Below are 25,137 nucleotides of genomic sequence, written 5' to 3' on the forward strand. Positions count from 1 at the left end.
CTGATCTCAGCCATCAAGATGGCCCACCACACCTGACGTCAGCGCCACCTACTTGCCTGACGTGCCCGACAGCCCTTCAAGCGGCTGACCAGCTATTCTTCTTGACGACCCAAGATAACGATCGGACACGGCTACGGAAGGTCGTCTGCGTCCGGGATCCACCGCGCCTGGATCTGTCGGGCGGCGTCCAGGGCGGCCCGTGCACAGGACTTCGGACATCCGCGCAGCCGACTTCGGACATCGACACGCACTAATGATCTTGGCCGGGACTTTTACCGCGGGTGCCGGGCTCGTACCGGGGACGCGTCGGCTTGATCATGAGTCCCTCGACGCCGGCGGTGTGCGGGTGGCTGTACCAGGATCGCGCCTCGCCCTCGTCGGTGGTTTGCATGCTCAAGGCCAGGACGCCCGCCGCCGGCACGGCCGTGAACACCTGCTCGAGCAGGGCACGGCGCGCGGCCAAGGGCTTGGCGGTCACATCGCGGCCGCCCAACCGGAGCAGATCGAAGACCACATAGTGGCACGGCTGCGAGCGTGACAGTTGCTCGGCTGCGCGCCGTCCGGCCACGTTGCGTTGCTGAAGCGCGAGAAAGTCCAGCCGCCCGGCCAGTGACCAGCGCACGATTTCCCCGTCGACGACGGTGCCGGGCGGCAGCTGCTCATAGACGGCCCACACGACCTCTGGGAAGGTTTCGTTGAACCGCGTCGCGCGCCGGGACTGCAGGTGGACGCCCCTGTCACGATCGATCACGGCCAGGCAGCGGAAACCGTCGAGCTTCGGCTCGTAGACGTAGTCCCCCGGCCGGCCCGGCGGAAAGCGTTCGACGGGCCGGGCGAGCATGGGGGCGATAACGGTGTGTAGCCACATGGCCCTCTCGCTCTACGGTGTGAGTGGGAAGGGCCATGCGTGCGGCGGTCAGTCATCGCGGCGGCCTCAGCGTCTCGCCCGCGGGACCCGCTGTCCGGGCCCGGCCGGCCTCGCCCATCTGCCGCAGTGCCTGCGAACCGCCCCATGATCGCGAGAAGTTCCTGCCCTGCCTGGAGAGGACCTTCCGGCCTGCGCCCGCCGCCGACCCGGTCGCCGGCATCGAGGCCGCGCGGACCGAGCTCGGTGACCTGCCGGCTGGAACGTCTGGGGTTGTTCGTTCGTCATCCAAGTGTGACGAGCTCTTCAGAACTCGACGAGCGGCTGCGTGCGGCGGCCGCCCGAACGCACCGGGCCGACCACCTGCGGCGCCGGCACGCGGCCACCGCGGAGCAGATCCGGCAGGCCCACCACACCCTGGCCGGCCTGGAGAAGGACCTGTCCAAGGAGGAGGCCGACGTCACCCGCCTGGAAGGCGGGCTGACCGCTTTCCTGGCCCGCCTGGTGAGCCAGCGCGAGGAGCTGCTGGACCGCGAACGTGCCGAGGCCGCCGCCGCCAAGCAGCGGCTCGACGGCCACCGGACCCGGCTGGCCCAGATCGAGGCGGACGCGCGGGCGATCGAGGCCGAGCTGGCCGGGCTCGCGACGGCCTCCGAAGAGTACGAGCAGCTGCTGGCCGAGAAGGAGCGGCAGCTCCTCGCCCGCGGTGATGCCCGCGCCAGTGAGCTGACGAACCTCGGCGCCGCCCTCGACCGCGTCTCGGCGGAGCTGCGCGAACACATGGAGGCGTACCAGGCCGGGCAGGCCGCGCTGCAGGCGCTGGCCCAGGTGCTCGGCTACCTCGGCTCGGCCAAAAGCGCCTCCACCTGGGACCTCTTGGGCGGTGGCCTGATCGCCGACGCCGTCGAGCACAACCGGCTGCGCTCCGCCGACGCGGCCGCCTGGCACGCCCAGCGGGCCCTGGACGTCTTCTCCCGCGAACTCGCCGACGTCGGCGTGTCCGCGCGTGCCCGGCTGCCCACGGTGGACACGCGGTGGTTCGTCGACACGCTCTTCGACAACATCATCACCGATCTGATGAAGCATCAGCGCATCGAGAGCACCCGCGCCGAGGTAGAGCGGACGGCCCGATGGATCCAGGACGTGGGGACGCACCTGCGGCATCGCGACGCCGAGCTGTCCAAAGAACAAGCGCGGCTGCTGGCCAGGCGGGAGGAGCTGCTGCGCGGTTGAGGCGTCCGAGCGGCGCTCGCGTTCCTCGACCCCGGGCTGCCCGGTCGGCAGGAGACCTTCTCTGAACTAAGAAGTTGATCGTGTCGGGCCGGAGCCGGCTTCCGCGAGACCGCGACTCGAGGATCTTCGCCGCCGCAACACCACACACCTGCACGCGCTTTGTCCGCGGCCAGTGCTCGGTGCCCCAGGTGCGGGAACGGAGCGAGGATGGCGCAGGTCTCTTCCGGCCCGCAGTCCCACGGGATCGATGCTGGCCGCCCGTTGCCGCAGGTCGCGCAGGGCTGGGCGGGTGACGAGCAGGTCGGTGATGTGCTGCTCCATCTGCTGGCGGTGGCCAATTTCTTCGCCTCCGCCGAGACCGCGGCCGACTGGCTGACCGCCAACCCGACGGCGAAGTCCCTGCCCCGACCGTGGCCGTTCTATCCTGTGCATCGAGGGCGCGTGAGGGCGCCTCCGGGTCCGCGGGCAGGACAGAGTCCACCTCACCGCACCCAGTACACCGGCGACGATCTCCTTTTCGGCCCGGCACGCGGACCCCGGCCGCGCGAGGAGACGTCATGCCCCAGCTTCCCGCCCGTCCCGATCTCGGCCAACTGCGCCGCCATGCCAAAGAACTGCTGCGCGCGGCCAAAGCCGGTGAGCCCGACGCGCACGCCCAGCTCGCCACCGTGGCGACGAGACCCACATTGAGCGCTGCCCAACTCGCGATCGCCCGATCCTACGGGTTCGCCAGCTGGGCCAAACTGAAGACCGAAGTCGACCGCCGCGACATCCTCAACCGGCGCGACCTGCCCCGGCTGGCGGCGCTGCTGGCCGAGCAGCCTGAGCAGGCCCGACAGAGCATGCGCTCCTGGCGCGATCACCCACACGGCGCCAGTCCGCTCGGCTACATCGCGATGCTGCGTTTTGACGCCGCCCGGCTCGGCCTGACGGGGCCACAGAGTGGATCGCTGGCCGGCACCGGGGCCATCGCCCGGGCCCTGATCGAGGCGGGCGCGCCGGTGGACGGCGAGGCGGGCGATCCGGAAACGCCGCTGATCACCGCCGCCAGCTACGGCGACGCCGAAGTCGCCGCCGTCCTCATCGGGGCCGGCGCCGACCTCGAAGCCGTCGCCGCACCGCACGCAGGCGGGGTGCCCGGCGGCACCGCGTTGCGGCACGCGGCCGTCTTCGGCATGACCGACGTGCTGGACCTGCTGCTCGCCGCCGGAGCCCGCATCGGCAGCCTGAGCGACGCTGCCGCGGCCGGGGATCTGCTCGGCTGGCTGCAGCCCGACACCCCGCTGAACGAGCGGGTGCGTGCCCTAGTGATGGCCGCCGATCATCAACGGCTGACCGTGATCGACCAGCTCCTGGAGGCGGGCACGCCGATCGACGCCGAAGACGCCCACTACCGGCGCCAGGCCCTGCGCCTGGCCGCCACGAACGGCCGCTCCGCCAGCGTGGCGCACCTGCTGCGCCGCGGCACCAACCCCCACCGACGCGACCCGATCGAGCATCGCACCGCGCTGGAATGGTGCCGCCACGCCCGCGCCCAACTCGGCCACCGGGCCAGCCCCGGCCATGACCAGGTCGAGGCCCTCCTGGCGGCCGTCACCGCGCCACCGGCGTGAACGCAACGCCCAGGCAGGCGACAATTCAGGGTTATCGATCCGCGTTCGACAACGCACCGTCGTCGCCATGGACAGCCCCGCGCTGAACACCCAAGTCATGATCGGTGCGGTCGTCGAGCGCGCCTCCAGCACCGATCCGCTCGTCCTGCTGGAGGCGGCGGGCGCCTACGCCGGCCTAACCGGCACAGCCGCCGAAGCGATGGTCGACCGCTCCGTGCAGATCGCCCGCGAGGTCGGGCTGTCGTGGACCGAAGACCGTCGAAGCCGCGATCTACGTCGCGCTGGACACCACCGATGACGAGTCCGGCCAGGTGGCAGGACGGGCCGCGCTGGACGCCGCCCGACAGGTCCGGGCGCGGTGGATCCCAGACGCAGACGACCTTCCGTAGTCGTGCCCGGCGTGTTCATCCAACGAAGATCGCTTGCTGGGCGTGATCAGCAAGCTGACCCCGTGCCGCTCGGGAGCGGCCGATTCCTTTTCGTGGTGGCCGGGGTCTACATGACAGACCGGCCCGCGCAACGGGCCGGTCGGTGTCTCTCAAGTACACCGAGCAAGAAAGGCTGATCGCCCATGACCATTCCCGCGACCATGCGCGCGCTGCAGCAGACTTCCCTCAACGGCCCGCAGGACATGCGCCTGATCACAGAGGCGCCGGTGCCGCGCCCCGGCCAGGGCGAGGTCCTGATCCGCGTCACCGCCGCCGGGGTCAACTTCGCCGACATCTCCAAGGCCCACGGCACGTTCCTGGACGGCCCGCGGCCACCGTACCTGGCGGGTTTCGAGGCCGCCGGTGAGGTCGTCGCGGTGGGCCAGGCGGTGACCGACCCCCAACCGGGGGTACGCGTCGTCGGTGTGGGAACCGGCGCTTTCGCCGAGTACATGGTCCTGCCCGCGGCCGCGGCGGTGCCTGTGCCTTCGGGCTGGACGGAGCAGCAGGCGCTGGGCCTGGTCGTGAACTGGCCCACCGCGCTGGCCGCACTCAAGCCTCTGGGCGGCATCGCTGCCGGGCACGTTGTGCTGATCCACGCCGCGGCGGGCGGGACCGGCCAGGCCGCGGTGAGAATGGCCAAGCACTACGGTGCGACGGTCATCGCCACCGCCTCGCCGGGCAAGCACGAGACAGTGCTGGCGCTGGGAGCCGACCACGTCCTGGACTCTCTCGGCGGCGACCTCGCCGCCGAGGTGACGCAGCTGACCGGCGGCTCCGGCGTCGATGTGGTTCTGGAGTCGGCCGGCGGCGTCACCTTCGCCGCCAGCCTGGCCGCGGCCAAGCGGGTCACCGGCCGGGTCGTCGTCTACGGCGCGGCAGGCGGCGAAGCCCCGATCACCAACTGGGAGCTGGTGTACAAGCACCAGGTTCACATCATCGGCCTCAATATCGGCGTGCTGATCCAGGCCGCGCCGCAGATCTTCGGCGAGCTGATGGGTGAGCTGTCCGCGTTGATCGCGGCCGGCGTGCTCGTCCCCAGTCTGCCGACCGTATACGACCTGACCGACGGCCCGAAGGCGCTGACGGAACTCGAAGCCAGGGCCACCGTCGGCAAACTGGCCCTGCTGCCCTGAGAAAGCCCCCTTGTACCGAGCCGGTGACGCCGCACACCGGAGGTCCCATGACAGGAGTTGAAACGGATGACCGCAACCATGGACCGGGCCGCCAAGCAGATGGCGCGATTCGTCGTGATGTACGACACCCCCTCCGACGTCGACGCGTTCGAACGGCACTACAACGATGTCCACATCCCGCTGGCGAAACAGTATCCCGGCCTGCGTCGTTACACGCGCAGTCATGAGCCGGCAGTCGTGATCGGCGAGCCGTGCTACATGGTCGTGATGCTGGACTGGGACGACATGGCCGCGCTGGAAGCCGCGCTCGGGTCCGAGATCGGCCGGCGCACCGCCGAGGACGCCGTGGCCAACCTGGCCCGCCACGCGACCTTCCGCGGCATGATCCTGCAGCTCGACGAGGTCTGATCGCAGATGTCGCCTCTGCGAGAAGGTACCCGCGTCGTCGGTGGTGGCCAGGGCCGGGCCTGGCGTTGTCGGCGGCATCGCCACGTCGACCATGCCCAGACATGTTGCAGCACTAGGCTCGCGGCGTGACATCGCATCTGCGGGCGGCACCGAATCAAGACCGGTTCACCGCCGAGACTGAGCGGTTCCGCCGGGAGTTGTTGGCGCACTGTTACCGCATGGTCGGCTCGGCGCACGACGCCGAGGACTTGGTGCAGGAGAGCTATCTGCGGGCGTGGCGGTCCTACTCCGGATTCGAGGGCCGGGCGTCGATTCGGTCCTGGCTCTACAAGATCGCCACCAACGTCTGCCTGACAGCGTTGCAGCCGCGCCCGATCCGGGTGCTGCCCTCAGGCCTGACAGGCTCGTACGACGGACCCGATCGCCCGCCGAGTCCCATTGCGCCGGGCGAGGTCTCGTGGCTCGAACCGCTGCCGGACGCATGGATCGCCCCGCCCGCCGACGATCCGGCCGCAGTGGTGATCGAACGCGAGTCACTGCGGCTGGCGCTCATCGTCAGCCTCCAGCACCTGCCCGCCCGCCAACGCGCGATCCTCATCCTGCGCGAGGTGCTGGCATTCTCGGCGGCCGAGACCGCGGAAATCCTCGACACCACCACGGCGGCGGTCAAGAGCGGTCTGCAGCGCGCCCGCGCCAGGCTCGACGAATTGAAGCCGGAGCCCGCGGAACTGCTCCAACCGACCGACCAACGGGCACGCGCGCTGCTCGACGGCTACATCGCGGCCTTTGAACGCTCCGATGCCGGCCTGCTGGAACAGGTGCTGCGCACGGACGCCACGCTGGAGGCGACGCCATTCCGTGACTGGCACGCGGGCCGGGCGATGTGCATCCACGTGCTCGACGCGTACGTGCTGGGCGCACCGGGCGACTGGCGAATGATCGCGACCACCGCCAACGGCCAACCCGCCGCCGTCGTGTACCACCGGGACGCGGACGGCGCGCTCCGGGCCGACGGCGTCGTGGTGCTGGCCGCCACCGCCACGGGTGTCTCCCGCGTGATCAAGTTCCATGATCCCGCGCTTGTCGCGACGTTCGGCTTCCCGGACGTGCTCGCGCACTGACCCGCCAATGGGGTACAGCCGGAGCCGGTTGAGCCCTTGCCTCGCCAGGATGCGGTGGACGGTCGCCGGGGGCTGCAACGCGGCCAGGCGGAGGGCGCCGCCGTCGCATCCCACGTCCTGGTGCAGGCGCCAGAGCACCGTCAACCCGCTGCAGTCCATGAGCGGGGTGCCGGTCAGGTCGAGGACGACCTCATCGCCTGGCGGGCGGGTGAGGCGGATGAACTTCTCCGCCTAACCGGCGCTCGACTCGTTCACCCTCGACCTCCAGCACCACCTCGCGGTCCGCGAGGAGGTCAACCGGCAGCTCGCGGAGTCGGTGGTCAGGTCGTTGACCTGGTCGAGCGCCTCCTGCCGGGTGCCGCCGGTGTGATGGCGCAGGAAGTGGACGTCGTGATGCCAGTATCCGTTCGCGGTGTCCTTTCCAAGGACATGATGTCGTTGAACAGGCCGCCTGGCGGAGCCGGGCGAAGGCCGGCAGCAGGCACACCGCGCGGCCCAGGTCCGTGCCGCGGACGACTTCGCACAGGTCGAGGTACATCTCGATGCCGACGGAGTCGCGGCGGTGCGGCAGGTAGTCGGCCATGGACGGGACATGTCCGGTGATCCGGTCGGTGGCTTCGACGTACAGGGTGTTCAGCCAGCTGACGCCGTGCCGGCGGAAGCTGTCGCGCCAGTGGATGGATCGCCCGGCCGACAGGCGGATCCACAGGTCGGCGAAGGCCTCGGCGAGCCGGTTGGCGGGAACGCCGCCGTGCAGCACCCGCTGAGAATGATCTTTTATGAACTGTGAGCTTCAGCTTCGGCGCGTGACCGCTCTATCCCGAGGTCTTTGCCCCGTGGATGACGCGGTGGATGGTGGAGCGACCGACGCTGTACTCGGTGGCCAGGTCGGCGAGGGACACCCCGCCCTCGGCGTATCGCTGACGGACGGAGCGCCGAGCGGGTCGGGCAGTTTGGGTTGCTTGTCCTTCAGCTTGCCATTCTTCTTTGCCAGGGCCATGCCTTCGCGGGTGCGCAGGTGCCCGAGGTTGGCCTCGGCGACCATGGCCAGGGTCTGCAACGGCCGCCCGTCCAGGTCGTTCCAAAGGAAGGCATCGAAGAGAACCGCCCCCTGGATGGCCACCAGCGGTAGATCGTCTGCTTGCCGGCACCGGCCCGGGTAGCCATGCCCTCGATGCCCTCGATGCCCTCGATGCTCAGCTTGGCGTATCCGACCTCCTGCACCAGCCCGAAGGCGGCGGCGAGGATGGCCCGTTGGAAGGCCTCCCTCCGCCGGGCCGCGCTGGAGAGGAGTTTGCGCTGTGTCGTCATGCCGTCCAACCTGACAACCAAACAAGACGAGACGGTCCGTCTTGACTTAGCAATGGAGAGCCGATACTGTCACGTCTCGTCGAGACGAGACGGATCGTCTCGGCAGCTCGACGCAACCGATCGGAGTTCTGCATATGCGCACCGCGGATACCGTCTCTTCCCGCACCTGGTTCATCACGGGAGCCAGCCGCGGCCTGGGCCGTACCTTCGCCCTGGCCGCGCTTGAGCGCGGCGATCAGGTGGTCGCCGCCGCCCGGACCATCACCCGACAGGACTTCGACGACCGGTACGGAGACCGGCTGCTCACCCTTGCCCTGGACGTGACCGACCGCGACGCGGTGTTCACCGCCGTGCACACCGCCGTCGAGCACTTCGGCCGGCTCGACATCGTGGTGAACAACGCCGGCACCATGTCCTCGGGCATGATCGAGGAGTTCACCGAAGCCCAGGCACGCGCCCAGCTGGAGGTCAACCTCTTCGGGGCGATGTGGGTCTGCCAGGCCGCCCTGCCGCACCTGCGTGCCCAGGGCTCCGGTCACATCGTGCAGGTCTCCAGCATCGCCGCCCTGGGCGGCTTCCCGAGCACCGGCATGTACAGCGCGAGCAAGTTCGCGCTGGAGGGCATGAGCGAGGCCCTGGCGATGGAGGCCGCGCCGTTCGGCGTCAAGCTCACCATGGTCCAGCCCGGCGGCTACTGGACCGACCTGTACACCAGCATGACGACAACGTCACCTCTGGAGGAGTACGGCCCGTTGCGCACCGAGCTGGAGAAGCAGTGGGCCGAGGGCTCGATCGACAGTGAGCCGCGCCTGGCCGCCGAAGCGCTGCTGAAGCTGGTGGACAGCGAAGACCCGCCACTGCGGCTGCTGCTCGGCAGCATGGTCTACGACCTGGCCTTCGACATCTCCCGCCGGCGGATGGAGACCTGGGCCGCCTGGGAGCAGGTCAGCCGCGCCGCCGAACACGCCGTACCCGCCCCCGGAACCGCCGATTGACCGCGGCCCTCGACCCCCCGCCTGGCCGGCGCCCACTGCCGGGCATCGCGCCGTGATCAGACCCGCCCCGCTGTGCCGGGCAGATCCGGCCTCCCTGCCTTCGCCATCCGCGAGCGGGGCACCGGCTGGGCCTGGTGCTGACGGGAACCAACGCCGACCTCGGCGACGCCGAACCCGGCACCGGGACCAAGGTCACCGTCGATCTGGCGGGCACGTCGGTCTCGCTGCCGCTGGTCGCCGGTACGTCCAGCGCGAAATAGCTCGATCGATCTTCACCTACGGTCGCGGTCGGCGTGGTCGCGACCGTACGCATAACGTCCCGGACGTCCTTGCCGGCGATCGCGGTACATCGTTCGCAGATTCAAAGGAGCACACATGACGACCTCGAACCCGGCCAACGCGACCTGGACCGGCATGGTGCCGGTCGACGACACGGCGCTGGCCGTGACCGACACCGGCGGTCCCGGTGTCCCGGTGGTCTACCTCAACGGCCAGTTCGGCATTCAGCCGCAATGGCGGCGGGTCATCGCCGAACTGGGGACGGGGTGGCGGCACATCACCTACGACATGCGGGCTCGCGGCAAATCGCAGCGTTCGGCGGACTATTCGTTCGAGACGAACGTCCGCGATGTCGATGCCGTTCTCGCGGCCCGGGGAGTGCACCGGCCGCTTCTGGTCGGCTGGTCCTACGGCGCGGCAGTCGCGGCACACTGGGCCAGCCGCAATCCCGACCGTACCGCGGGCGCGGTCCTGGTTGACGGCGCGTACCCGCACGACTGGCTCGACGAGGCCATGGAGCAGCGGATCCGCAAGCTGTTTCGGCGGATGAGCTGGTTCTGGCCGCTGCTGCGCCCGTTCGGCATGGCCCCGCGGATGACCGCTGACCAGCAGGCGGACAGCAACATCGAGCTCGGCGTGATCTCCCGCGAGCGCGAGCTCGGCCCCGTGCTGAACAACATCACCGTCCCGGCGCGGTATGTGGTCGCTTCGGGGACGTCCTTCGGAAGCCGCAGCGATGAGCAAGAACGGATGCGCGCCAGCCTCGATACGGTGATCGCCGGCAACCCGAACATCCGCATCGGCGCGAAGGTCGCCGGCAACCACGGTGCGATCCTGCGTAAGGACTTCCGCGCCATCGCCGTGGCCGTACGCGAAGTCGCCGCCCTCGACCGCAGCCGACGCTGAAGACCTGAGCAGCGCACTGACCAGGCAGCGGCCTTCGCCGGTGCCACGGTGAAGACCATGCGGCATCACCCCCGGCTCGGCCTGGTCGACCAACCAGTCCGCGATCTTTCCGGCCGCCGACGGTACGCCTCGGCCAAGCTGCCGCGGCCGGCTCAGGTCCGCACCGCGGCCGGGCCGGGGCCCCAACCTATGAGGAGTGAGTCATGGCCCGAGAGGCCGACCCGCAGACCGGTGGACTTCGCCGCACTGAGACCTTCGTGGATGTCGCGGACGGCTATCGGCTCTGGGTGGAGATGGCCGGCGATCCGGAGCGGCCCGCCCTGTTGCTGGTGATGGGAGCCAACGCAAGCGGGCTGGGCTGGCCCGACGAGTTGGTCGAGCTGCTGTCCCGGGACCACTTCGTCGTCCGCTATGACCACCGCGACACCGGGCGCTCCACCCATGCCTTCCACGAGCGTCCCTACCCGATTCGGGCGCTGGCCGACGACGCGATCGCGGTCCTCGACGCGCTGCGGATCGCACGCGCTCACGTGGCCGGGATGTCGCTGGGCGGCACCCTCGTCCAACTGCTCCTCCTCGACCACGCGGACCGGCTGTCGAGCGCCACGATCTTCGGCTCCGCGCTGCTCGGCGGAGCGGCCCCCGACCCCGGCATCTCCGACGACGACCTGCCCGGGCCCGACCCCCGGCTGCTCGCTCTGTGGGCGGAGCTCGGCCAAGAGCGCGACCCCGAGACGGAGCTGCGCTGGCGCGTCGAGCACTGGAGGGTCCTCAACGGGGACGTCCTGCCCTTCGACGACGAGGAGTTCGCCGATCTTGAACGCCGGATCGCCGCCCACAGCGGCAGCTGGCACAGCCCCGCCGCCCATGCCCTGGCCGACCAGTCGGGCATGGAGCGCGGGGCCGAACTCGCGAACGTCTCTTTGCCCACCTTGGTGATCGACGCGCCGGAGGATCCCATCACCCCGCCCCCGCACGCCACCCGGCTGGCGCGCGCCATCCCCAGCGCCACTCTCGTCACAGTACCTGGCCTCGGCCACGCACTGCCCCGCGCGATCGTGCCGCCCCTCGCAGCAACGATCATCGCCCACACCGGCCGGCGACCCTGACACGGGAGAACCGTCCCAGGCGCCCGTAGACCCTTGTACGGCCGGGCGGGGCTGGGCGTTCACCGAGCCGTCCACCTGCGGGCGCCGGCGTGTTCAGGTGGCGTAGTCGGAAATGGTCAATCCCAGCTCACCCCATTCGCAGTGGACTTCTTCGCGTACCCGCTCAGATCGGTCAACGGCGCACCCGATAGCGCAGGTGAAGCACCCGGTTGCCCTGAATCACCGCGTCAGGATCCTCCAACAGGTGCTGCACGTGGACGGACCCGAAGTAGCGCTTGCCGGACCCGAACACGACGGGTACGACGTCCATGCGCACCTCGTCGATCAGGCCCGCGGCAAGCACCTGGCCACCGACGTCGCCGGCGGCGACCTCGACCATGCGGTCACCCGCGAGCTCCTGCGCCTTGGCCATGGCTGCCTCGACGCCGTCGACGAAGTGAAACGGCGCCTCGGGGTCCCAGCCCTCGGGCATCGGCCGGTGCGTGACGACGACCACGTGGTCGATGCCGCTCGGCGGCTTGCCTCCCCAGCCGTCCGTCAGGTCGAAGACGTGGCGGCCGACGATCGTGACTCCGATCTGGCCCCAGTACGCGCGGGTGTAGTCGTAGGACGTCTGCGACACCTTCAGCTCGCCGCTCTCGTCCAACGGGACGTCACCGCTGGACAACCAGTCGAACAGCGGTCCGGGCTGGTCATTCTCGTCCGCGACGAAGCCGTCGACCGACACCGAGCTGTACATGACCACCTTGCCCACGGGGCTCTCCTCTGCTTTTGGGGTGCCCCCAAATTAGCGTGTCGTGAGCTGCCGCTCTTGTAAGAAATCAATCGGCCGGCAGCGGCCAGCCGTCCAGCACGTGGCCGGGATGTTCGCGCAGGAACCGCCGCCGGACTTCGACGTACCGGGTCGGCGTGAGCCCGGTGAACGCCCGGAACTCGTGGCCGAAGTGGGCCTGGTCGAAGTAGCCTGCTCCACCGGCGAGGTCGCTCCAGTCGATCGGTCCGGCGGGGTCGATCGCGAACACGGTGGCGGCGAAGCGGTGGGTGCGGGCCAGCCGCTTCGGCGTGACGCCGATGAGCTCCTTGAACCGCTGTGCCAGATGAGTGCTGCTGACACCGGCTGCCACGCTCAGGTCGCCGATCGCCACCGCCCCGCTGGTCGCCGCGATGACGCTGCTCGCATGGCGGACCAGCCCCAGGCCGGCGGTCTCGCGCAGCCGTCGCATCAGCTCCTCCTCGAGCAGCTTCAGCATCTCGTGCGGTCCGCCCGCCGTGGCCAGCCGGTCTCGCAGCTCAGCAATGGCGGGCCGGCCCCAAACCTGCTCTACCGTCACCGGCCGGTCACACAGCTCGGCCGCGGGCATCGGCAGGAACGGCGCCAGCCCCCACGGCTTGACGTGCACGCCGACGGACCGGGTCCCCTGCGGATAGCCGAACTCGAAGGCGCGGGTGGGCATGGTGACCACGCAGCCGTCGGCGTACTCGGCCGTCTCGATGTCGGTGCCGGCGCGGATGCGGAACGGCGCCCCGAGGTTGATGATGAGCAACGCCGCCGGCACCGGCGGCAGCGTCAGCCGGGCGTACGGCGGCGCACCCTCCAGGTAGTAAAGGTCGTCGATCAGCCCGTCCAGCGGCGGTCGCGGCACTCTGGACACGTACTCCACGCCCACAGTATCGCCGACGCCCGGGCCGGCATCGAGCGCCGGGATGGTCCAGCCGCGCTGCCGCCGGAACGGGCGGGCGTCCGGCGTTACGCAGTCGCCAGGTCGGTGAGGTCCAGGCGCCGGTCGGTGCGCAGCTGGATCTCAGCGTAGCGGGTCATGTCGGTGTGGAACAGCGGCGTGAGCCCGCGCCGGTCGGCGTCGGTCAGGACGTTCTCCCACTCGGGTAGGGCGAGGGTGTCCTGGATCATCAGCGGGTTGATCAGACCGAGGGCCGACTGGAGAATGTGCAGGTACAACATCCCCGGTTCCTGTTCTTCGCGCCGGTTGGAGGCGAGCTCTCCGCGCTCGCCGAACTTGATGTAGTCGTTGACGCCGTTGTAGTTCTCCACCACGTTCAGCCCGACCTCTCGGCAGGCCTCGACGGTCAGGTAGCGGCGGCGCGCGTGCCGAAGGTCGTCCTGGGTGTGGGGATGGTCGCCGGCGGCGACCGCGCGGATCCCGGTCCCCGTCCCGTAGGCGTAGATCAGCAGCAGGAGCCGTTCAAACAGCACCGCCGCGTCCAGGTGGTCCTGCGTCCCGGCCGGGGCGAAGACGTTCAGGCAGCCCGTCCGCAGGGGGGGTCTCGGTCAGCATGTCCATCAGCGGGACGGCGCCCCACCGGTCCCGGATCGCCGCCTTCAGCCGGCGCAGGTTGCGCGGTTCCGGGGCGGCGTCCAGCGGGGTGAGATGGATCGCCCCGGCGTTGCGCCGTTCGGCGATCTTCAGCCAGGCCAGGCCCTTCCCTGCGCGCGGGCGGCCGGGATGTTCCTGATGAGCTGTTGGCCCACATCTCCCCGGCCCACAGCGAGAACGTCAACCTCTTCGGCGTCATCACCGCCGATGTCGAAGCCGAGCTCGCCGAACTCGACGGAGGCGGCCGGCGCCCCTTGCGCCCGGCCGCTGTTGAGCCGAGCCTGCGCCCATGACGGGTTCTTGGGGGCTGGGTAAGGTTCCGGATCTGGCCGAACGCCGAGCCGCCATGTGCGTGGGAGAGGGGTGGGCCGGTATTCAACTGCCGAGGGCGCGCTTTTGTGGGTGGATCGTCTCGCCGCGGGCGAGCATGTCAACGAACTGGGTGATACGGCGGGCTCGGGTCTCGGCGCGTTTGGCGTTCGCGATCCGATAGAGAACGGCGTAGCGGTTTTGGGAGGTGAGGATGTCGAACATCGCTTGTGCCTGGGGTTTCGCGGCCAATGCGGCGGCCAGGTCGGCTGGTACCTCGATGCCGGCTTGTCCCGCGTAGGCCGCCTCCCAGCGGCCGTCGGCCTTGGCGCGTTCGACCTCGGTCATTCCGGCCGGATGCATCCGGCCCTCGCTGATCAGACGGGTGACGATGGAAACGTTCCGCGCTGACCAGGCGCTTTGCCTTCCGCGAGGGGTGAAGCGCCGGCAGAAGGTGATCTCATCCCGCCGTCGTAGCCGACCATCGATCCAGCCGTGGCACAGGGCTTCGTCGAGCGCCTGGTCATAGGTCAGGCTGGTGGGCCGGGTCGTGTTCTGCTTGGCGAGGACCAGCCACACCCCTGCCGAGCTGTCGTGGTGCCTGCTGAGCCACTCCCGCCAGGCTCGGGCATCGGTAACGGTCAGTTCCAGTGGTTCGTTGCTCATCGTCATGTGCCCCCTGGGGGTCATCAAAGGGATGGTTGTCGGCGGTCACCCGAAGGTGGGCGCCCAGGACGGCGGGCCTGCCGGCGCGCCGTCCTGGATCCGGGTGGCGGCCTCGGTCAGCGCGAGCGCCGCCCGCTCCTCCTCGGTGAAGAACGGGGTCTCGCGCCAGGTGACCACGTTGTGCAGCCGCTCCTCGGTCTCTCCATGCTTCTTCGCCGACTGGACGCCGGCGAAGACACACGGGCTGCAGCCGTTGATCTGGCTGGCCCGCAGATGGACCAGCTCGAGCACCAGCGGGTCGACGCCACCGGCGTGAATCGCCTTGTGGAGATGCTGGATCCCTGTGATCACGTCGGGATTCGCCACGCTCTTCATGCGTGCTTCCACGGCTCCTGCCCCTCGTCGGTTACGTGCGCCCATCCGGGCCCGTCATCTACCGCACCTTGGCGGAGATCATCGTCGTCGTCATGGATTTTTCGGCCGAGCAATTCTCGGTCATGCCGGCGACGTTACGGTATGACCCGGTCAGAAACGGTCCTGGTTATCGAGCAGACTGTTAGCCATGGTCAACACCTCGGCGCGGCTGCTGCAGCTGCTGTCTTTGCTGTCAACGCGGCAGTCCTGGACGTGCGCTGATCTGGCCGCCCAGCTGGAGATCACCGAACGGACGGTGCGCCGGGACATCGCCCGCCTACGTCAACTCGGCTACGGCATCGAATCGGAGATGGGCCCATGGGGCGGCTACCACCTCGGGCCCGGGACCAGCATTCCGCCACTGATCCTTGACGAGGAGGAGGCCCTCGCGGTCGCAGTCGGGCTGCGCACCGCCGTCTTCAGCGGAGTCTCCGGCAGCGACCAGGCGGCCCTGTCGGCGCTGCTGAAACTACGCCAGGTGCTGCCGGCCAGGATCGCCGGCCGGCTCGGCGAGCTGGACGCCGCGTTCACCCACACCGCACGACCCGACGACAGCCAGATCTCCCCCGCGCTGCTGCTCGACCTGGCCACCGCGTGCCGGCGAGGCGAACGCACCCAGTTGGCCTACCGCAACGGGGCCGGAACGACGTCCACCCGCCGAGTAGACCCCTACCGGCTCATCTACACCGGGCGCCGCTGGTACCTCCTCGCCTACGACCTGACGCGGCAGGACTGGCGCACCTTCCGTACCGATCGCATCATCGATGCCACAGCCACCGGGCAGGCCACTGCCCTGCCCGACCCGCCGGATCCAGCACAGATGGTCAGCACGGGCATCGCGCTGAGGCCCTACCCGGTGCGGGTGACCATCCGCCTGGCCGTACCGGCCGATGAGGCCCGCAGGCTGGTACCACCAACGGTCGGCGTCCACCACCCGGACGGCGATGACGCGACGATCATCGACATCGGCGGGCCAGACGCCGACGGCCTGGCCCGCTACCTGCTCAGCCTCGGCCGACCACTCCAGATACTGCACCCAGAAGAGGTCCGCCAGGCATTCCTCAAGCGCACACAACAACTCCTCAACGACAACCAGTAACACGAACACCCGCCGATCGCTGACACGGCTACCTGCAGTGACGGATGTCGCCGGCCATCATGAAGTGCGACTGCGATCTTGACTGTCTCAATCGAGGTTCGCTCAACGAGACACGCCGCACTGCCGGTCCGCGAAGACGCGACCTGCGGAAACGCTGTCTCAGATAGGTGGTCCGCGAAACTGACCGGTGATGGGCGGCTAAACGGTGCGCTTTCGGGCTGGGAGAAATGACGGTGCCTGCCCGACCGGCGCACGTACCGCGGCATTCTCATCGATACGGCTGTCCGCCGGTTCCTCAACCCCGGGGTCCACTGGCCCCGCGCCGAAGGCCGGTCAATCCGCGAGATCGCCACCGCTGTCAAAGTGTCCGTCGGCGTCGTGTACAAGACCTTCAGGTCAGCGGCTGCGTCCACCGGCAGCTGAGCCCCACCGGAGGCCGGCCTACCTCACCGCCGATGTGAAGCGGGCTGCAGCGCCGCGCCGAGCGTGCCGCCGGGAATGATCCTCCCGTTCGCGGCCGGCTGCACTGCGGTGGCCGCCGTCTGCAGCATCGCTTCGCAGTACGGGCTCTGCCGCTCGTACGGCCGCCAGAAGGGCAGGCCGGTCCGGAACGGCAGATCTGGCACCAACCCTCTTCAGCGGCTTGTTCTGGGCGACCGCCGTGGCTCCTTGCCGATGGCATCCGCAGGGCTGCCCGCCTGACGACCCTCGGAGCGGCGGCGGGACAGGAGCAACCCTGTCAGCGCGGCGGCGACGCCGGCGAGTCCCGCCGCCGCGAACCCGCCCGCCGGTACGGAGACGTCGATCGCCACCCCGACGATCGGGGCTCCGAGCGCGAAACCGGCGCTCTGCGCCGAGGATTGCACACCTGTCGCCTCACCCCGCACGCCGGCCGGCGCCAGCCGGCTCACCGCGTCGGCCACCGTGGAAAGTGTCGGCGCGGTGAGCAGCCCGGCGCCGACCATGGCCACGCACAACCAGGGCCAGCCGGGAGCGAGCCCGGCGGGAATCGTCACGACGCCGAGCAGGACGAGCAGCACCCATGTGGGCAGCGACCGTGGCAGTACGCCGTAGACCAGCCCGCCGGCGACGGAGGCCACCCCGTACACGGCCACGACCACGGCGGCCCAGGACACCTGACCGGCTTCCTCGAGCGTGGCGACGATGGCGAGGTCGATGCCGCTCAGCAGCATCGTGGTGCCGAAGGCCATCGTCAGTACGGCGATCATGCCGGCGCCCAGCCACTTCCGGCGCGGAACCCGGCCGGCCGGGCCGTCATCCGCCTCGTCCTCGGCGCGCAGGGGCGGGTCGAGCAGGGCAATCCCGGCTCCGCCGGCCGCGATCACCGCGCCGACGCCCCAGGCCACCGCTTCGGGGGACATCTCGGCCGCGCACAGGATCACCAACGCCGGGCCCACGATGTACGACAGCTCGCCCTGCACCGATTCCAGCGCGAACGCGGCCCGGCGCTGTCCCGCGGTCGTCATCGCGGCGATCGCCTGCCTGGTCACCGGCTGAGCCGGCACCATCAGCAGACCTGCCGCGAAGGCGGCGCCCAGCAGGATCTTGTACGGCAGGATCGGCACGCTCAGCCAGAACACGACCTGCACGATGACGGTCACCAGCAGCACGGTACGCAGGCCCCGCCGGTCGATCAGGCGGCCGAGCAGCGGCCCGCCCAGCGCCACCCCGGCGGTCAGAGCCGCCGCGACGCCGCCCGCCGCCGCGTAGCTCATCTTCAGGCCGAGCACGACGTACATCGTCAGCGCCATCACGTCGGCCGTGATCGCGGCACGGGCGAGCAGGGAGACGCCCAGCAGCGATGCCATTCCTGGTACGGCGAGAACCTGCCGGTAGCTGGTCACCCGGGTGACGCTAGATGACCCGTCATGTCATAGGAAGTGGTTAATTCCTTGGGGCTGACATAATGGTTTCTTATGGCCCGAGATCTCGAGACCGCGTTGTTGCGGGCGTTCGTCACCGCCGTGCGGGCGGGCAGCATCAGCCGGGCGGCGACCGTACTCGGACATACTCAGCCCGCGCTGAGCCAGCAGGTGCGCAGGCTGGAGAGCGTCGTCGGCCGTCCGCTGCTCTACCGGTCGCCGTCCGGCGTCTCGCTGACGCGGGCGGGTGAGGAGCTGCTGCCGTACGCCGAACGCATTCTCGCGCTCTCCGCGCAGGCACTCACCGAAACCGGGCGCGCGCTCACCGGTCACTGTGGCGTCGGGTTGCTCGAAGACCTCGCCGCGTCCCAGCTTTCGCAGGCGCTGGCCGACCTCGCCCGGCTGCATCCGGGCGCGACGCTGGAGGTGCTCAGCCTTTCCAGCGCCGCGACGCGGGAGGCGTACGACGCGGGCCGCGTTCACCTCGTGCTCGACGAGGCGCCGAACGTTCCCGGGCCACCGCGCTGGACGGTACGCCGCCCGCTGGTCTGGGCGGTCGGCCACGGCGTGGACGTGGCGGCCGATCCCCTGCCGGTGGTGCTGTTCTCGGGCACGTGCGCCTGGCGTACGTCGGTGCTGGAAACGCTGGAACGTACCGATCGGCGCTGGCGGGTGACGTTCGAGAGCAACAGCCTGGTCGGCGTGCTCGCCGCGCTACGGGCCGGGCTCGGCGTGGCGGCGCTCATGCCCACGAACCTCGAACCGGCCATGGCCTGCCACGACGAGGACGCCCTGCCCACTCTGCCGGACGTCGAGCTGGGTCTCGCACGGCATCCACGGACGGACGGCGATCCCCTGATCGACGCCGTGGAGATCGCGCTACGACGCATGATCTGACTGAGGCAGCCGTACGAGACAGCACGTCAACTCGACGCGACCGCCGCGCAAGTTACGCAGAGACGTCATCGGATTGGCGGGGTCACGGTGGGTCGGCAGTTGTCGAGGGTGTGCTCCGCGCTGGGGTACCAGTGCAGGCGCCGCCCGGTGCCGGGGAGTTCCAGCAGGCGAGCGGGCGCGGCGCGCACGGCGGCCAGGTACAGGCGGTGCCATGCTGTTCGGCGAAGGCCTGCACGCAAATGAGGACGCTTAGCCCTCTGCAGTCCAGGAAGGTCAGCTTGCTCGTGTGGACGGCGACCCGAGCGGGAGGCCTTGCAGCTACTAACCCCGATCGGTATCCGGTGAGGATCTCACCGGATCGCGGCAGTGGAGCTTCAGGTCAGGGTGGCGCGCGCATCGGGTAGCGACCGCAGGCCCATCGTGCCCAGCGTGCCGATCAGCACGGCAAGCAACGCGACCTGTCCGGAGAGCACCGTGTTCACGATCTCGTAGCCGGGCCACCCGAAAAGGTCGATCATCATCGGCAGCCGGGCCAGTAGCAGGAGCAGACCGATGGCCGACAAGGCGAGCGGCCAGGATGGCCCGCGTCTGCGAGTTATCGCGAACGCCGAGCCCACGACCAGCGCGACGATCGACATCCCTAGCTCGTCCAGCCATAGATACAGCCATTTCGATTCGCCGAGCCGCAGCCAATACCACCCCACCGCGACCCAGCCCAGCACCATCAGAGCCGCGGCGAGCGGCGACAGAGTGAGCCACCATGATCGGCGCAGTGGTGCAACGTCGCGATGAAAGCCCAGCATGAGCGCGATCACCGGCACTATCGAGATTATGGCGTTGGCCACCTCCTCCAGCGGACGCATCATTCCGGCGGGGCCGGGCATTTGCAGGGGAATCGCGAAATAGACCAGTGCGGGTGTCGTACTGAGGAGCGCCGCGGTTTTCGCCAGGCGTGGGCTGCCTCGCATGATCGCCATGAAGGCCACAGCGGAGCAGGCGGCGGCCCCCATTTCGCCGATGCTGAGCCCGGGCCCGACCGGGTACCGGTCATCGGCCGACGCGAGTGCGCGGATCAGGATCACCATGTTGATGGCTGCGTTCATCATCTGATAGGCCAACCCCAGCAGCGCGACGAGCCGGACCGTCTCGCCCCATGCGAAGGCGCGGGGTGGGGCGCCCTCAGCGCCGAATCGCACTCGTACCGACAGTGCCAGGACGCTGGCGATCTCGCCCCAGCCTGGGCGCGAGCCCACGTTGGGGGCGTCGCCGGACATCTCCATGAACGCGGCCACCATCTCCTCTTCGCGTCCGGCGCGGTAGGAGGCAGGCAATAGGCGCAGAACGTTGCGATAACGCTGTTCGAGCAGGTTCACGCGGCACCTCCGGCGAACGCGCTCGTCGGGGCGGCTCCACCAGAGCGCCTGGCGCGCAGGCGGGCCGTGGCGGCGCTGACATTGGCGGCCAGCCTGGCGACCTCCTCCTGGAGCGTGTGGACGCCCTTGTCGGTCAGCCGGTAGTAACGCCGCAGCCGCCCTTGCTGCACCTCCTCGCGGTCGAGCGCGATCAGCCCGTCGGCCGAGAGTCGATCGAGCACGCCGTACAAGGTCCCGATCTTGAGTTGTATGCGTCCCTCTGACAGGCGATTGACCTCCTGGGCGATTCCGTAGCCGTGACGTGGCTCGTCCACCAGCGCGGTTAGGGCCAAGAACATGGGTTCCGTAACGTTCACAGGTCTGGTATATCATGTCCAACAATATATAATGGCAAGGATGTTGTAAATTTGAGAGATCACAAGATCGTCCGGATTCACGGTAGAAGGCCCATGTTGGGTTCACGGCTGGCGGTGGTCGTGCTGACGGTGGGGTTGTGCGCATGTTCGGCCTTGTCCGGCGGCGAACCCCCATCTGGCAGGAGCGGCCAACCTGCCCCGAGCCATGTGTCCGCCTCGCCCTCTCCGACGGCGGCTGCGACGCTGTCTCCGCGCGCGGTCAACGTCTCAGCGCTTAAGCGCATCCCGGCTAAGCCCGCATTGTGTCGTCAGCCGCCGCGCCGCGTTAACCACTTCCGTGCTCCCATGAAGGGGTCGAGTTGGAAGATGCTCGCTGTTGACAACGATGACACCTACAGCGATCCGAGACAGGTGTCGGTCGCCGCTGACGGAACGCTCTGGGCCCTTTACGACATGTTTTCATCCGATGGTGCGGTGGACCGTCTACGCCGCTGGAACGGTGAGGCTTGGCAGACGTTCGACGTCCCCTCATCTCCCATCGTGCCGACCGAACAGTTTTATGGTGAGTCCCCGGTCGACATCGCGATGGTTGTGACGTCGGCGCAGCAGGTACACGTCTTCAACGTCGTGGAGTACCCTCGGGACAGCCCCTTGACGGTCACCCTTGGAGCAGTCGTCCACACCTTCGATGCGGGTCGTTGGCGCAGTGACATCCTGTCGGGCACCCACTCCACCCACGTCAACGACTCGTGGGGCGATCCGGTGTCCGCCGACGGGTCCTGGGTCAGGCTGTTCGGGCGCGTACTGCATGGGGAGGGATCGTCATGGCAGTTGCACACCTTGTCGCCCCCCGACCCGGACTTTCCCACTGATGGCACGACGGTATTCAGCGACGATGGAGCCGAACCGTGGGCTGTTGCGCCGGGAGCGGACGCTTTTGACTTCAACGTGCTGCGCTGGGAGGGCTCCGGCTGGCGGGAAATCGGCCTGCCCACACCCAACCTGCCATCTCCCCGCAAAGATCCGGAGCACGGGGAGATCACCTATAACCTTTGGTCTATCTCGGACGTGGTGGCCCTGGATGCCGATGACGTATGGGCGGTCGGCGAGGTGAGCATGTCGAACGAAGAGCTTGAGGGGAACGGACCGACACGTTCGCTGGCCCTGCACTGGGATGGGGCCTCGTGGAGCTGTCGCTGGGGCCTGGTGGATGATCATTACCTCAATCATGCCGAACCTGATGGTGCCGGCGGCATGTGGATGACAAGCGTCCGTCATCTCGAATGCCCTCCTTGGTGCTGGAGGTTCGCAACGGAGCTGTTGCATCTGTCGGAGGGCCGCTGGACACGCGAACAGCTATCCGTCCCGGACGGCTGCAAGGCAGAAGTGAGCGCTCTCGTTCGGCGTCCCGCTTCTCAAGAGGTCTACGCGGTCGGCAGCATTTACAGCCCAGACGGTGGCGAGAAAACCTGCCGAGATTTTCCCGATGCGCGTACCGCCATATGGCGAACTGGATGATCGGTTCCGGCCTGGGCGGCATGGCATCCGATGCACTTGCGGATCATCCAGGACCGATCGCCCCCGCGCGGAGGCGGGGGCCGGGCCACATCCCATAGGACCTGCCGCGCGGTGTCACCGTCGAATTCCTGCCAGTGCAGTGCCGTACCCGTAGGAGCGGTCCGTGGCCGGCCACGGACCACAGCATGGCCAGGGGCGACGGTGGTGGCTTCTGCGAGCGAAGGACTGGGATCAGGGCCGCATGTCCGGATGGAGGGCCCTGGCGCACAGCGTGAGCGCTTCCGCGAGTGTCATGCGGTCCGGGTCGTCGATCTCGGCGAGCATGACGGCTTCGATGCTGTCGAGGGAGCGGTCGCATCGCCGGAGGGTGCTCAGGCCTTTCGGGGTAAGGCGGGTGCGCAGAGCGCGGCCGCCACGGGGATGCGGGTCGCGGCGGATCAGGCCGCGTTGCTCGAGATCGCGGATGACCAGGTTCATCGCCTGCGGAGTGACGAAGGCGATGCGGGCCAGGTCGGCCGACGACGGGGCGTCGCGCAGGCGCAGCTCGCTGAGCGCCATGTATTCGGTGGTTGTCATGCCGTGCCGGGCGAGCGCTTCATCCAGGCAGGCGCGGATGCGGCGTTCCAGCCGGAACACCAGGTAGCTCACACGGGGCGGCGGTGCGTCCGGCGCAGCGGCCGCGGGGACACCCGGATCGGTCACCAGGAGACGATATCGCGCCCCGTCAGAACGAGCTCCAATGTAAGTTTCCCGCACCCATATCAAGGATCTTGATAGCAAGTTACTTGATAACCAGGGAAAACGGCTCTCTGCCAGGTGAACCGGCGGGAATGCGCACCAAGCGTGCATTGACGGCGGATCGTGGCCCTTCTATTTTCCAGCGACCGACGTCAATACGCGGCGGACCGATCGGCGGCGCGCCGCGGATATGGACAGGAGGAGCGCGAATGAGACGATTGACCACGGTGCTGGCTGGTGCCTGCGCCGCGGCGCTCTTTGCCGTCATGACCGTGGTACTCGGATCGCCGGCCGTCGCCGCCACCCTGGTGGAGGTGACCAGCTTCGGCAACAACCCGGGCAACATGCGGATGCACGTCTATGTGCCGGACTCGCACCCGGCCTCGCCGGCGATCGTGGTGGCGATGCATGGCTGCGGCGGCTCCGGTCCCGGCTTCTACCAGGGCAGTGAGTTCGCCTCGCTGGCGGATCGATACGGCTTCATCGTCATCTACCCGACCGCCACCCAGTCGGCAGGGTTCGGCAACTGCTTCGACACCTGGTCGAACGCGGCCAAGCAGCGCGGCGGCGGCAGCGATCCGGTCTCGATCACCTCGATGATCGACTATGTCGAGCGGAACTATCGGGGAGACCCGAACCGGGTCTACGCCACCGGGAGCTCGTCCGGCGGCATGATGACCCAGCACATGCTCGCCGTCTACCCGGACGTGTTCAAGGCAGGGGCCTCCTTCATGGGTGTGCCCTTCAACTGCTTCGCCGGCGCCTCCGACTATCCGCCCGGAAGCAGCAGGTGCACCGGCGGGAGCATGGACCGAACATCCCAGCAGTGGGGCGATGCGGTCCGCCAGGCGTACCCGGGATATTCCGGCCCCCGCCCGCGCATGCAGCTGTGGCACGGCACCAGCGACACCCTCGTGCCCTACTCGCTGCTGCGAGAGTCGATCGAGCAGTGGACCAATGTGTTCGGGCTGAGCCAGACCCCGACCAGCACCGACACCCCGCAGGCAAACTGGACCCGCAGCCGGTACGCCGATCTGTCCGGCACCGTGCAGGTGGAGGCGTACAGCATCCAGGGCGCCGGGCATGCTCTTCCGCAGAGCGGTATGGCCCTCTACGCCATCCAGTTCTTCGGCTTGACCACCAGTCCGACCGACACCACGCCGCCGACCACGCCAGGCACCCCGGTCGCGTCCAACGTGACCGCCGCCAGTGCCACGCTGACCTGGACCGCCTCCACCGACCAGGGCGGCTCCGGCTTGGCCGGCTACAACGTCTACCGGGAGCAGGGCGCCACCGACCCGCAGCTCGGCCAGTCCACCACCACCTCGATCACCCTGACCGGACTGAGTTCCAACACCCAATACCAGGTGTACGTACGGGCGCGTGACGGCGCGGGCAACCTGTCGGGCAACTCCGCGCCGGTCACCTTCACCACGGCCGCCACCGGAGGCGACACCACGCCGCCGACCGCCCCGGCCGGGCTCACCGCCTCGGGCACCACCTCAACCGGCACCAGCCTGACCTGGACGGCCTCCACTGACGACACCGGTGTGACCGGCTATGAGATCCTGCGCGCTCCCGGCGCGACGGGCGGCACGTTCACCCAGGTCGGCACCTCGGCCACGACCTCGTTCGCCGACACGGGCCTGACTGCGAACACCACCTACCGATACCAGGTCCGGGCGCGCGATGCCGCCGGCAATGTCTCACCGATCTCCAACACCGTCCAGATCACCACTCAGGGAGGCACGACCGGTGCCTGCTCGGCCACACCGACCGTGCAGTCCCAGTGGGGGAACGGGTACGTGATCCAGCCGCTGACCATCACCAACACCAGCACCTCGACGATCACCAGCTGGACCGTCACCTTCACCCTGCCGGCCGGGCACACCCTGACCGGCTCGTGGAACGCCACCGTCACCACCAGCGGCCAGACCGTCACGGTCAGAAGTGCCGGCCACAACGGCACGCTCGCGCCGGGAGCCAGCACCACCAGCTTCGGCTTCCAAGCGAGCAGGCCCAACGGCAACACCGCCCTGCCGTCCGGCTACACCTGCGCCTGACCATCAGCGCGCTTCCCCGATCACGGCCCTGTCATTGACAGGTGGAACCGGGCCGTGATCAAGGGATCCGTACCGGCGGGCGAA

General features: G+C 68.9%; 27 protein-coding genes and 1 pseudogene. 15 read left to right on the forward strand and 13 right to left on the reverse strand.

All coding sequences use genetic code 11. The features are described 5' to 3' along the window. Positions 1 to 250 precede the first annotated feature (250 nt). Positions 251 to 868, reverse strand: coding sequence for a hypothetical protein (locus ACFKCF_RS38860; RefSeq protein ID WP_394500298.1), 618 nt, complete (start codon positions 866 to 868; stop codon positions 251 to 253). A gap of 291 nt (positions 869 to 1,159) precedes the next feature. Here ACFKCF_RS38860 and ACFKCF_RS38865 point away from each other — a divergent pair, with 291 nt between their 5' ends. The 6 genes from ACFKCF_RS38865 to ACFKCF_RS38890 all read left to right on the forward strand — a co-directional run bounded on the left by ACFKCF_RS38865 (position 1,160) and on the right by ACFKCF_RS38890 (position 6,804). After that, a complete protein-coding gene (locus tag ACFKCF_RS38865; protein WP_394500299.1) occupies positions 1,160 to 2,098 on the forward strand; it encodes a hypothetical protein in 939 nt (312 codons plus the stop codon). 557 nt (positions 2,099 to 2,655) lie between these two features. Further along, complete coding sequence (locus tag ACFKCF_RS38870) at positions 2,656 to 3,711, forward strand: ankyrin repeat domain-containing protein (RefSeq protein WP_394500300.1); 1,056 nt, start codon at positions 2,656 to 2,658, stop codon at positions 3,709 to 3,711. A 67-nt stretch (positions 3,712 to 3,778) separates the two neighbouring features. Continuing rightward, positions 3,779 to 4,009: a hypothetical protein gene (locus ACFKCF_RS38875; RefSeq protein ID WP_394500301.1), complete on the forward strand. Its 231-nt coding sequence runs from the start codon at positions 3,779 to 3,781 to the stop codon at positions 4,007 to 4,009. Positions 4,010 to 4,282: 273 nt separating this feature from the next. Then, the gene (locus ACFKCF_RS38880) at positions 4,283 to 5,275 is read left to right on the forward strand and encodes a zinc-binding dehydrogenase (protein ID WP_394500302.1); all 993 of its coding nucleotides are present in this window, start codon (positions 4,283 to 4,285) and stop codon (positions 5,273 to 5,275) included. A 66-nt stretch (positions 5,276 to 5,341) separates the two neighbouring features. Then, positions 5,342 to 5,683, forward strand: a complete 342-nt coding sequence (locus tag ACFKCF_RS38885; RefSeq protein WP_394500303.1) for an EthD family reductase — start codon at positions 5,342 to 5,344, stop codon at positions 5,681 to 5,683. Positions 5,684 to 5,808: 125 nt separating this feature from the next. Continuing rightward, the gene (locus ACFKCF_RS38890; protein WP_394500304.1) at positions 5,809 to 6,804 is read left to right on the forward strand and encodes an RNA polymerase subunit sigma-70; all 996 of its coding nucleotides are present in this window, start codon (positions 5,809 to 5,811) and stop codon (positions 6,802 to 6,804) included. 69 nt (positions 6,805 to 6,873) lie between these two features. Here the strand turns inward: ACFKCF_RS38890 and ACFKCF_RS38895 are convergent. Next, positions 6,874 to 6,963: pseudogene (locus ACFKCF_RS38895) on the reverse strand (hypothetical protein); the annotation flags it as partial. A gap of 31 nt (positions 6,964 to 6,994) precedes the next feature. Continuing rightward, positions 6,995 to 7,564, reverse strand: a complete 570-nt coding sequence (locus tag ACFKCF_RS38900) for a terpene synthase family protein (protein ID WP_394500305.1) — start codon at positions 7,562 to 7,564, stop codon at positions 6,995 to 6,997. A 685-nt stretch (positions 7,565 to 8,249) separates the two neighbouring features. Here ACFKCF_RS38900 and ACFKCF_RS38905 point away from each other — a divergent pair. The 4 genes from ACFKCF_RS38905 (at position 8,250) to ACFKCF_RS38920 (ending at position 11,404) form a co-directional block, all read left to right on the forward strand. Continuing rightward, a complete protein-coding gene (locus ACFKCF_RS38905) occupies positions 8,250 to 9,110 on the forward strand; it encodes an SDR family oxidoreductase (RefSeq protein WP_394500306.1) in 861 nt (286 codons plus the stop codon). Positions 9,111 to 9,244: 134 nt separating this feature from the next. Beyond that, entirely contained in the window at positions 9,245 to 9,370 is a 126-nt protein-coding gene (locus ACFKCF_RS38910; RefSeq protein ID WP_394500307.1) for a hypothetical protein, read from the forward strand. A 115-nt stretch (positions 9,371 to 9,485) separates the two neighbouring features. Next, the gene (locus ACFKCF_RS38915; protein WP_394500308.1) at positions 9,486 to 10,295 is read left to right on the forward strand and encodes an alpha/beta fold hydrolase; all 810 of its coding nucleotides are present in this window, start codon (positions 9,486 to 9,488) and stop codon (positions 10,293 to 10,295) included. Positions 10,296 to 10,498: 203 nt separating this feature from the next. After that, a complete protein-coding gene (locus ACFKCF_RS38920; protein ID WP_394500309.1) occupies positions 10,499 to 11,404 on the forward strand; it encodes an alpha/beta fold hydrolase in 906 nt (301 codons plus the stop codon). Between the two features lie 172 nt (positions 11,405 to 11,576). Here ACFKCF_RS38920 and ACFKCF_RS38925 read toward each other — a convergent pair whose 3' ends face one another. From ACFKCF_RS38925 to ACFKCF_RS38935, 3 genes are all read right to left on the reverse strand, one after another. Continuing rightward, complete coding sequence (locus tag ACFKCF_RS38925; protein ID WP_394500310.1) at positions 11,577 to 12,158, reverse strand: dihydrofolate reductase family protein; 582 nt, start codon at positions 12,156 to 12,158, stop codon at positions 11,577 to 11,579. Positions 12,159 to 12,225: 67 nt separating this feature from the next. Then, on the reverse strand, positions 12,226 to 13,065 hold the full coding sequence (locus ACFKCF_RS38930; protein ID WP_394500311.1) for a helix-turn-helix domain-containing protein: 840 nt from the start codon (positions 13,063 to 13,065) through the stop codon (positions 12,226 to 12,228). 86 nt (positions 13,066 to 13,151) lie between these two features. Further along, the gene (locus ACFKCF_RS38935) at positions 13,152 to 13,616 is read right to left on the reverse strand and encodes a Tn3 family transposase (protein ID WP_394500312.1); all 465 of its coding nucleotides are present in this window, start codon (positions 13,614 to 13,616) and stop codon (positions 13,152 to 13,154) included. A gap of 267 nt (positions 13,617 to 13,883) precedes the next feature. Here ACFKCF_RS38935 and ACFKCF_RS38940 point away from each other — a divergent pair, with 267 nt between their 5' ends. After that, positions 13,884 to 14,030 (forward strand): hypothetical protein, encoded by a 147-nt coding sequence (locus ACFKCF_RS38940; RefSeq protein ID WP_394500313.1) that lies wholly within the window; start codon positions 13,884 to 13,886, stop codon positions 14,028 to 14,030. 82 nt (positions 14,031 to 14,112) lie between these two features. Here the strand turns inward: ACFKCF_RS38940 and ACFKCF_RS38945 are convergent, their stop codons facing one another. Both ACFKCF_RS38945 and ACFKCF_RS38950 read right to left on the reverse strand, forming a co-directional pair. Continuing rightward, positions 14,113 to 14,718: a YdeI family protein gene (locus ACFKCF_RS38945; protein WP_394500314.1), complete on the reverse strand. Its 606-nt coding sequence runs from the start codon at positions 14,716 to 14,718 to the stop codon at positions 14,113 to 14,115. 39 nt (positions 14,719 to 14,757) lie between these two features. Next, positions 14,758 to 15,099 (reverse strand): carboxymuconolactone decarboxylase family protein, encoded by a 342-nt coding sequence (locus ACFKCF_RS38950; RefSeq protein WP_394500315.1) that lies wholly within the window; start codon positions 15,097 to 15,099, stop codon positions 14,758 to 14,760. A gap of 175 nt (positions 15,100 to 15,274) precedes the next feature. On the opposite strand from ACFKCF_RS38950, the gene ACFKCF_RS38955 reads away from it, so the two are divergent. After that, positions 15,275 to 16,225, forward strand: a complete 951-nt coding sequence (locus ACFKCF_RS38955) for a helix-turn-helix transcriptional regulator (protein WP_394500316.1) — start codon at positions 15,275 to 15,277, stop codon at positions 16,223 to 16,225. Between the two features lie 446 nt (positions 16,226 to 16,671). Here the strand turns inward: ACFKCF_RS38955 and ACFKCF_RS38960 are convergent, their stop codons facing one another. Together ACFKCF_RS38960 and ACFKCF_RS38965 are read right to left on the reverse strand one after the other, a co-directional pair. Continuing rightward, positions 16,672 to 16,851 (reverse strand): hypothetical protein, encoded by a 180-nt coding sequence (locus ACFKCF_RS38960; protein ID WP_394500317.1) that lies wholly within the window; start codon positions 16,849 to 16,851, stop codon positions 16,672 to 16,674. Positions 16,852 to 16,860: 9 nt separating this feature from the next. Beyond that, a complete protein-coding gene (locus tag ACFKCF_RS38965; protein WP_394500318.1) occupies positions 16,861 to 18,090 on the reverse strand; it encodes an MFS transporter in 1,230 nt (409 codons plus the stop codon). A 72-nt stretch (positions 18,091 to 18,162) separates the two neighbouring features. On the opposite strand from ACFKCF_RS38965, the gene ACFKCF_RS38970 reads away from it, so the two are divergent. After that, positions 18,163 to 19,005, forward strand: a complete 843-nt coding sequence (locus ACFKCF_RS38970) for a LysR family transcriptional regulator (protein WP_394500319.1) — start codon at positions 18,163 to 18,165, stop codon at positions 19,003 to 19,005. Between the two features lie 374 nt (positions 19,006 to 19,379). On the opposite strand, the gene ACFKCF_RS38975 is transcribed toward ACFKCF_RS38970, so the two are convergent. Both ACFKCF_RS38975 and ACFKCF_RS38980 read right to left on the reverse strand, forming a co-directional pair. Then, positions 19,380 to 20,378 carry a hypothetical protein gene (locus ACFKCF_RS38975; protein WP_394500320.1) on the reverse strand — a complete coding sequence of 333 codons (999 nt, stop codon included), beginning with the start codon at positions 20,376 to 20,378 and terminating at the stop codon, positions 19,380 to 19,382. Further along, positions 20,375 to 20,716, reverse strand: a complete 342-nt coding sequence (locus ACFKCF_RS38980; RefSeq protein WP_394500321.1) for a PadR family transcriptional regulator — start codon at positions 20,714 to 20,716, stop codon at positions 20,375 to 20,377. The genes ACFKCF_RS38975 and ACFKCF_RS38980 overlap by 4 nt, the downstream gene beginning before the upstream one ends. Before the next feature lie 384 nt (positions 20,717 to 21,100). Here ACFKCF_RS38980 and ACFKCF_RS38985 point away from each other — a divergent pair, with 384 nt between their 5' ends. After that, positions 21,101 to 22,252, forward strand: a complete 1,152-nt coding sequence (locus tag ACFKCF_RS38985; protein WP_394500322.1) for a hypothetical protein — start codon at positions 21,101 to 21,103, stop codon at positions 22,250 to 22,252. 231 nt (positions 22,253 to 22,483) lie between these two features. Here the strand turns inward: ACFKCF_RS38985 and ACFKCF_RS38990 are convergent, their stop codons facing one another. Then, on the reverse strand, positions 22,484 to 22,954 hold the full coding sequence (locus ACFKCF_RS38990; RefSeq protein WP_394500323.1) for a MarR family winged helix-turn-helix transcriptional regulator: 471 nt from the start codon (positions 22,952 to 22,954) through the stop codon (positions 22,484 to 22,486). A gap of 245 nt (positions 22,955 to 23,199) precedes the next feature. On the opposite strand from ACFKCF_RS38990, the gene ACFKCF_RS38995 reads away from it, so the two are divergent. Then, positions 23,200 to 25,053 (forward strand): PHB depolymerase family esterase, encoded by a 1,854-nt coding sequence (locus ACFKCF_RS38995; protein WP_394500324.1) that lies wholly within the window; start codon positions 23,200 to 23,202, stop codon positions 25,051 to 25,053. Positions 25,054 to 25,137: the final 84 nt, after the last annotated feature.

This window comes from Nonomuraea sp. JJY05 (genome assembly GCF_043496855.1).
Lineage (GTDB): Bacteria > Actinomycetota > Actinomycetes > Streptosporangiales > Streptosporangiaceae > Nonomuraea.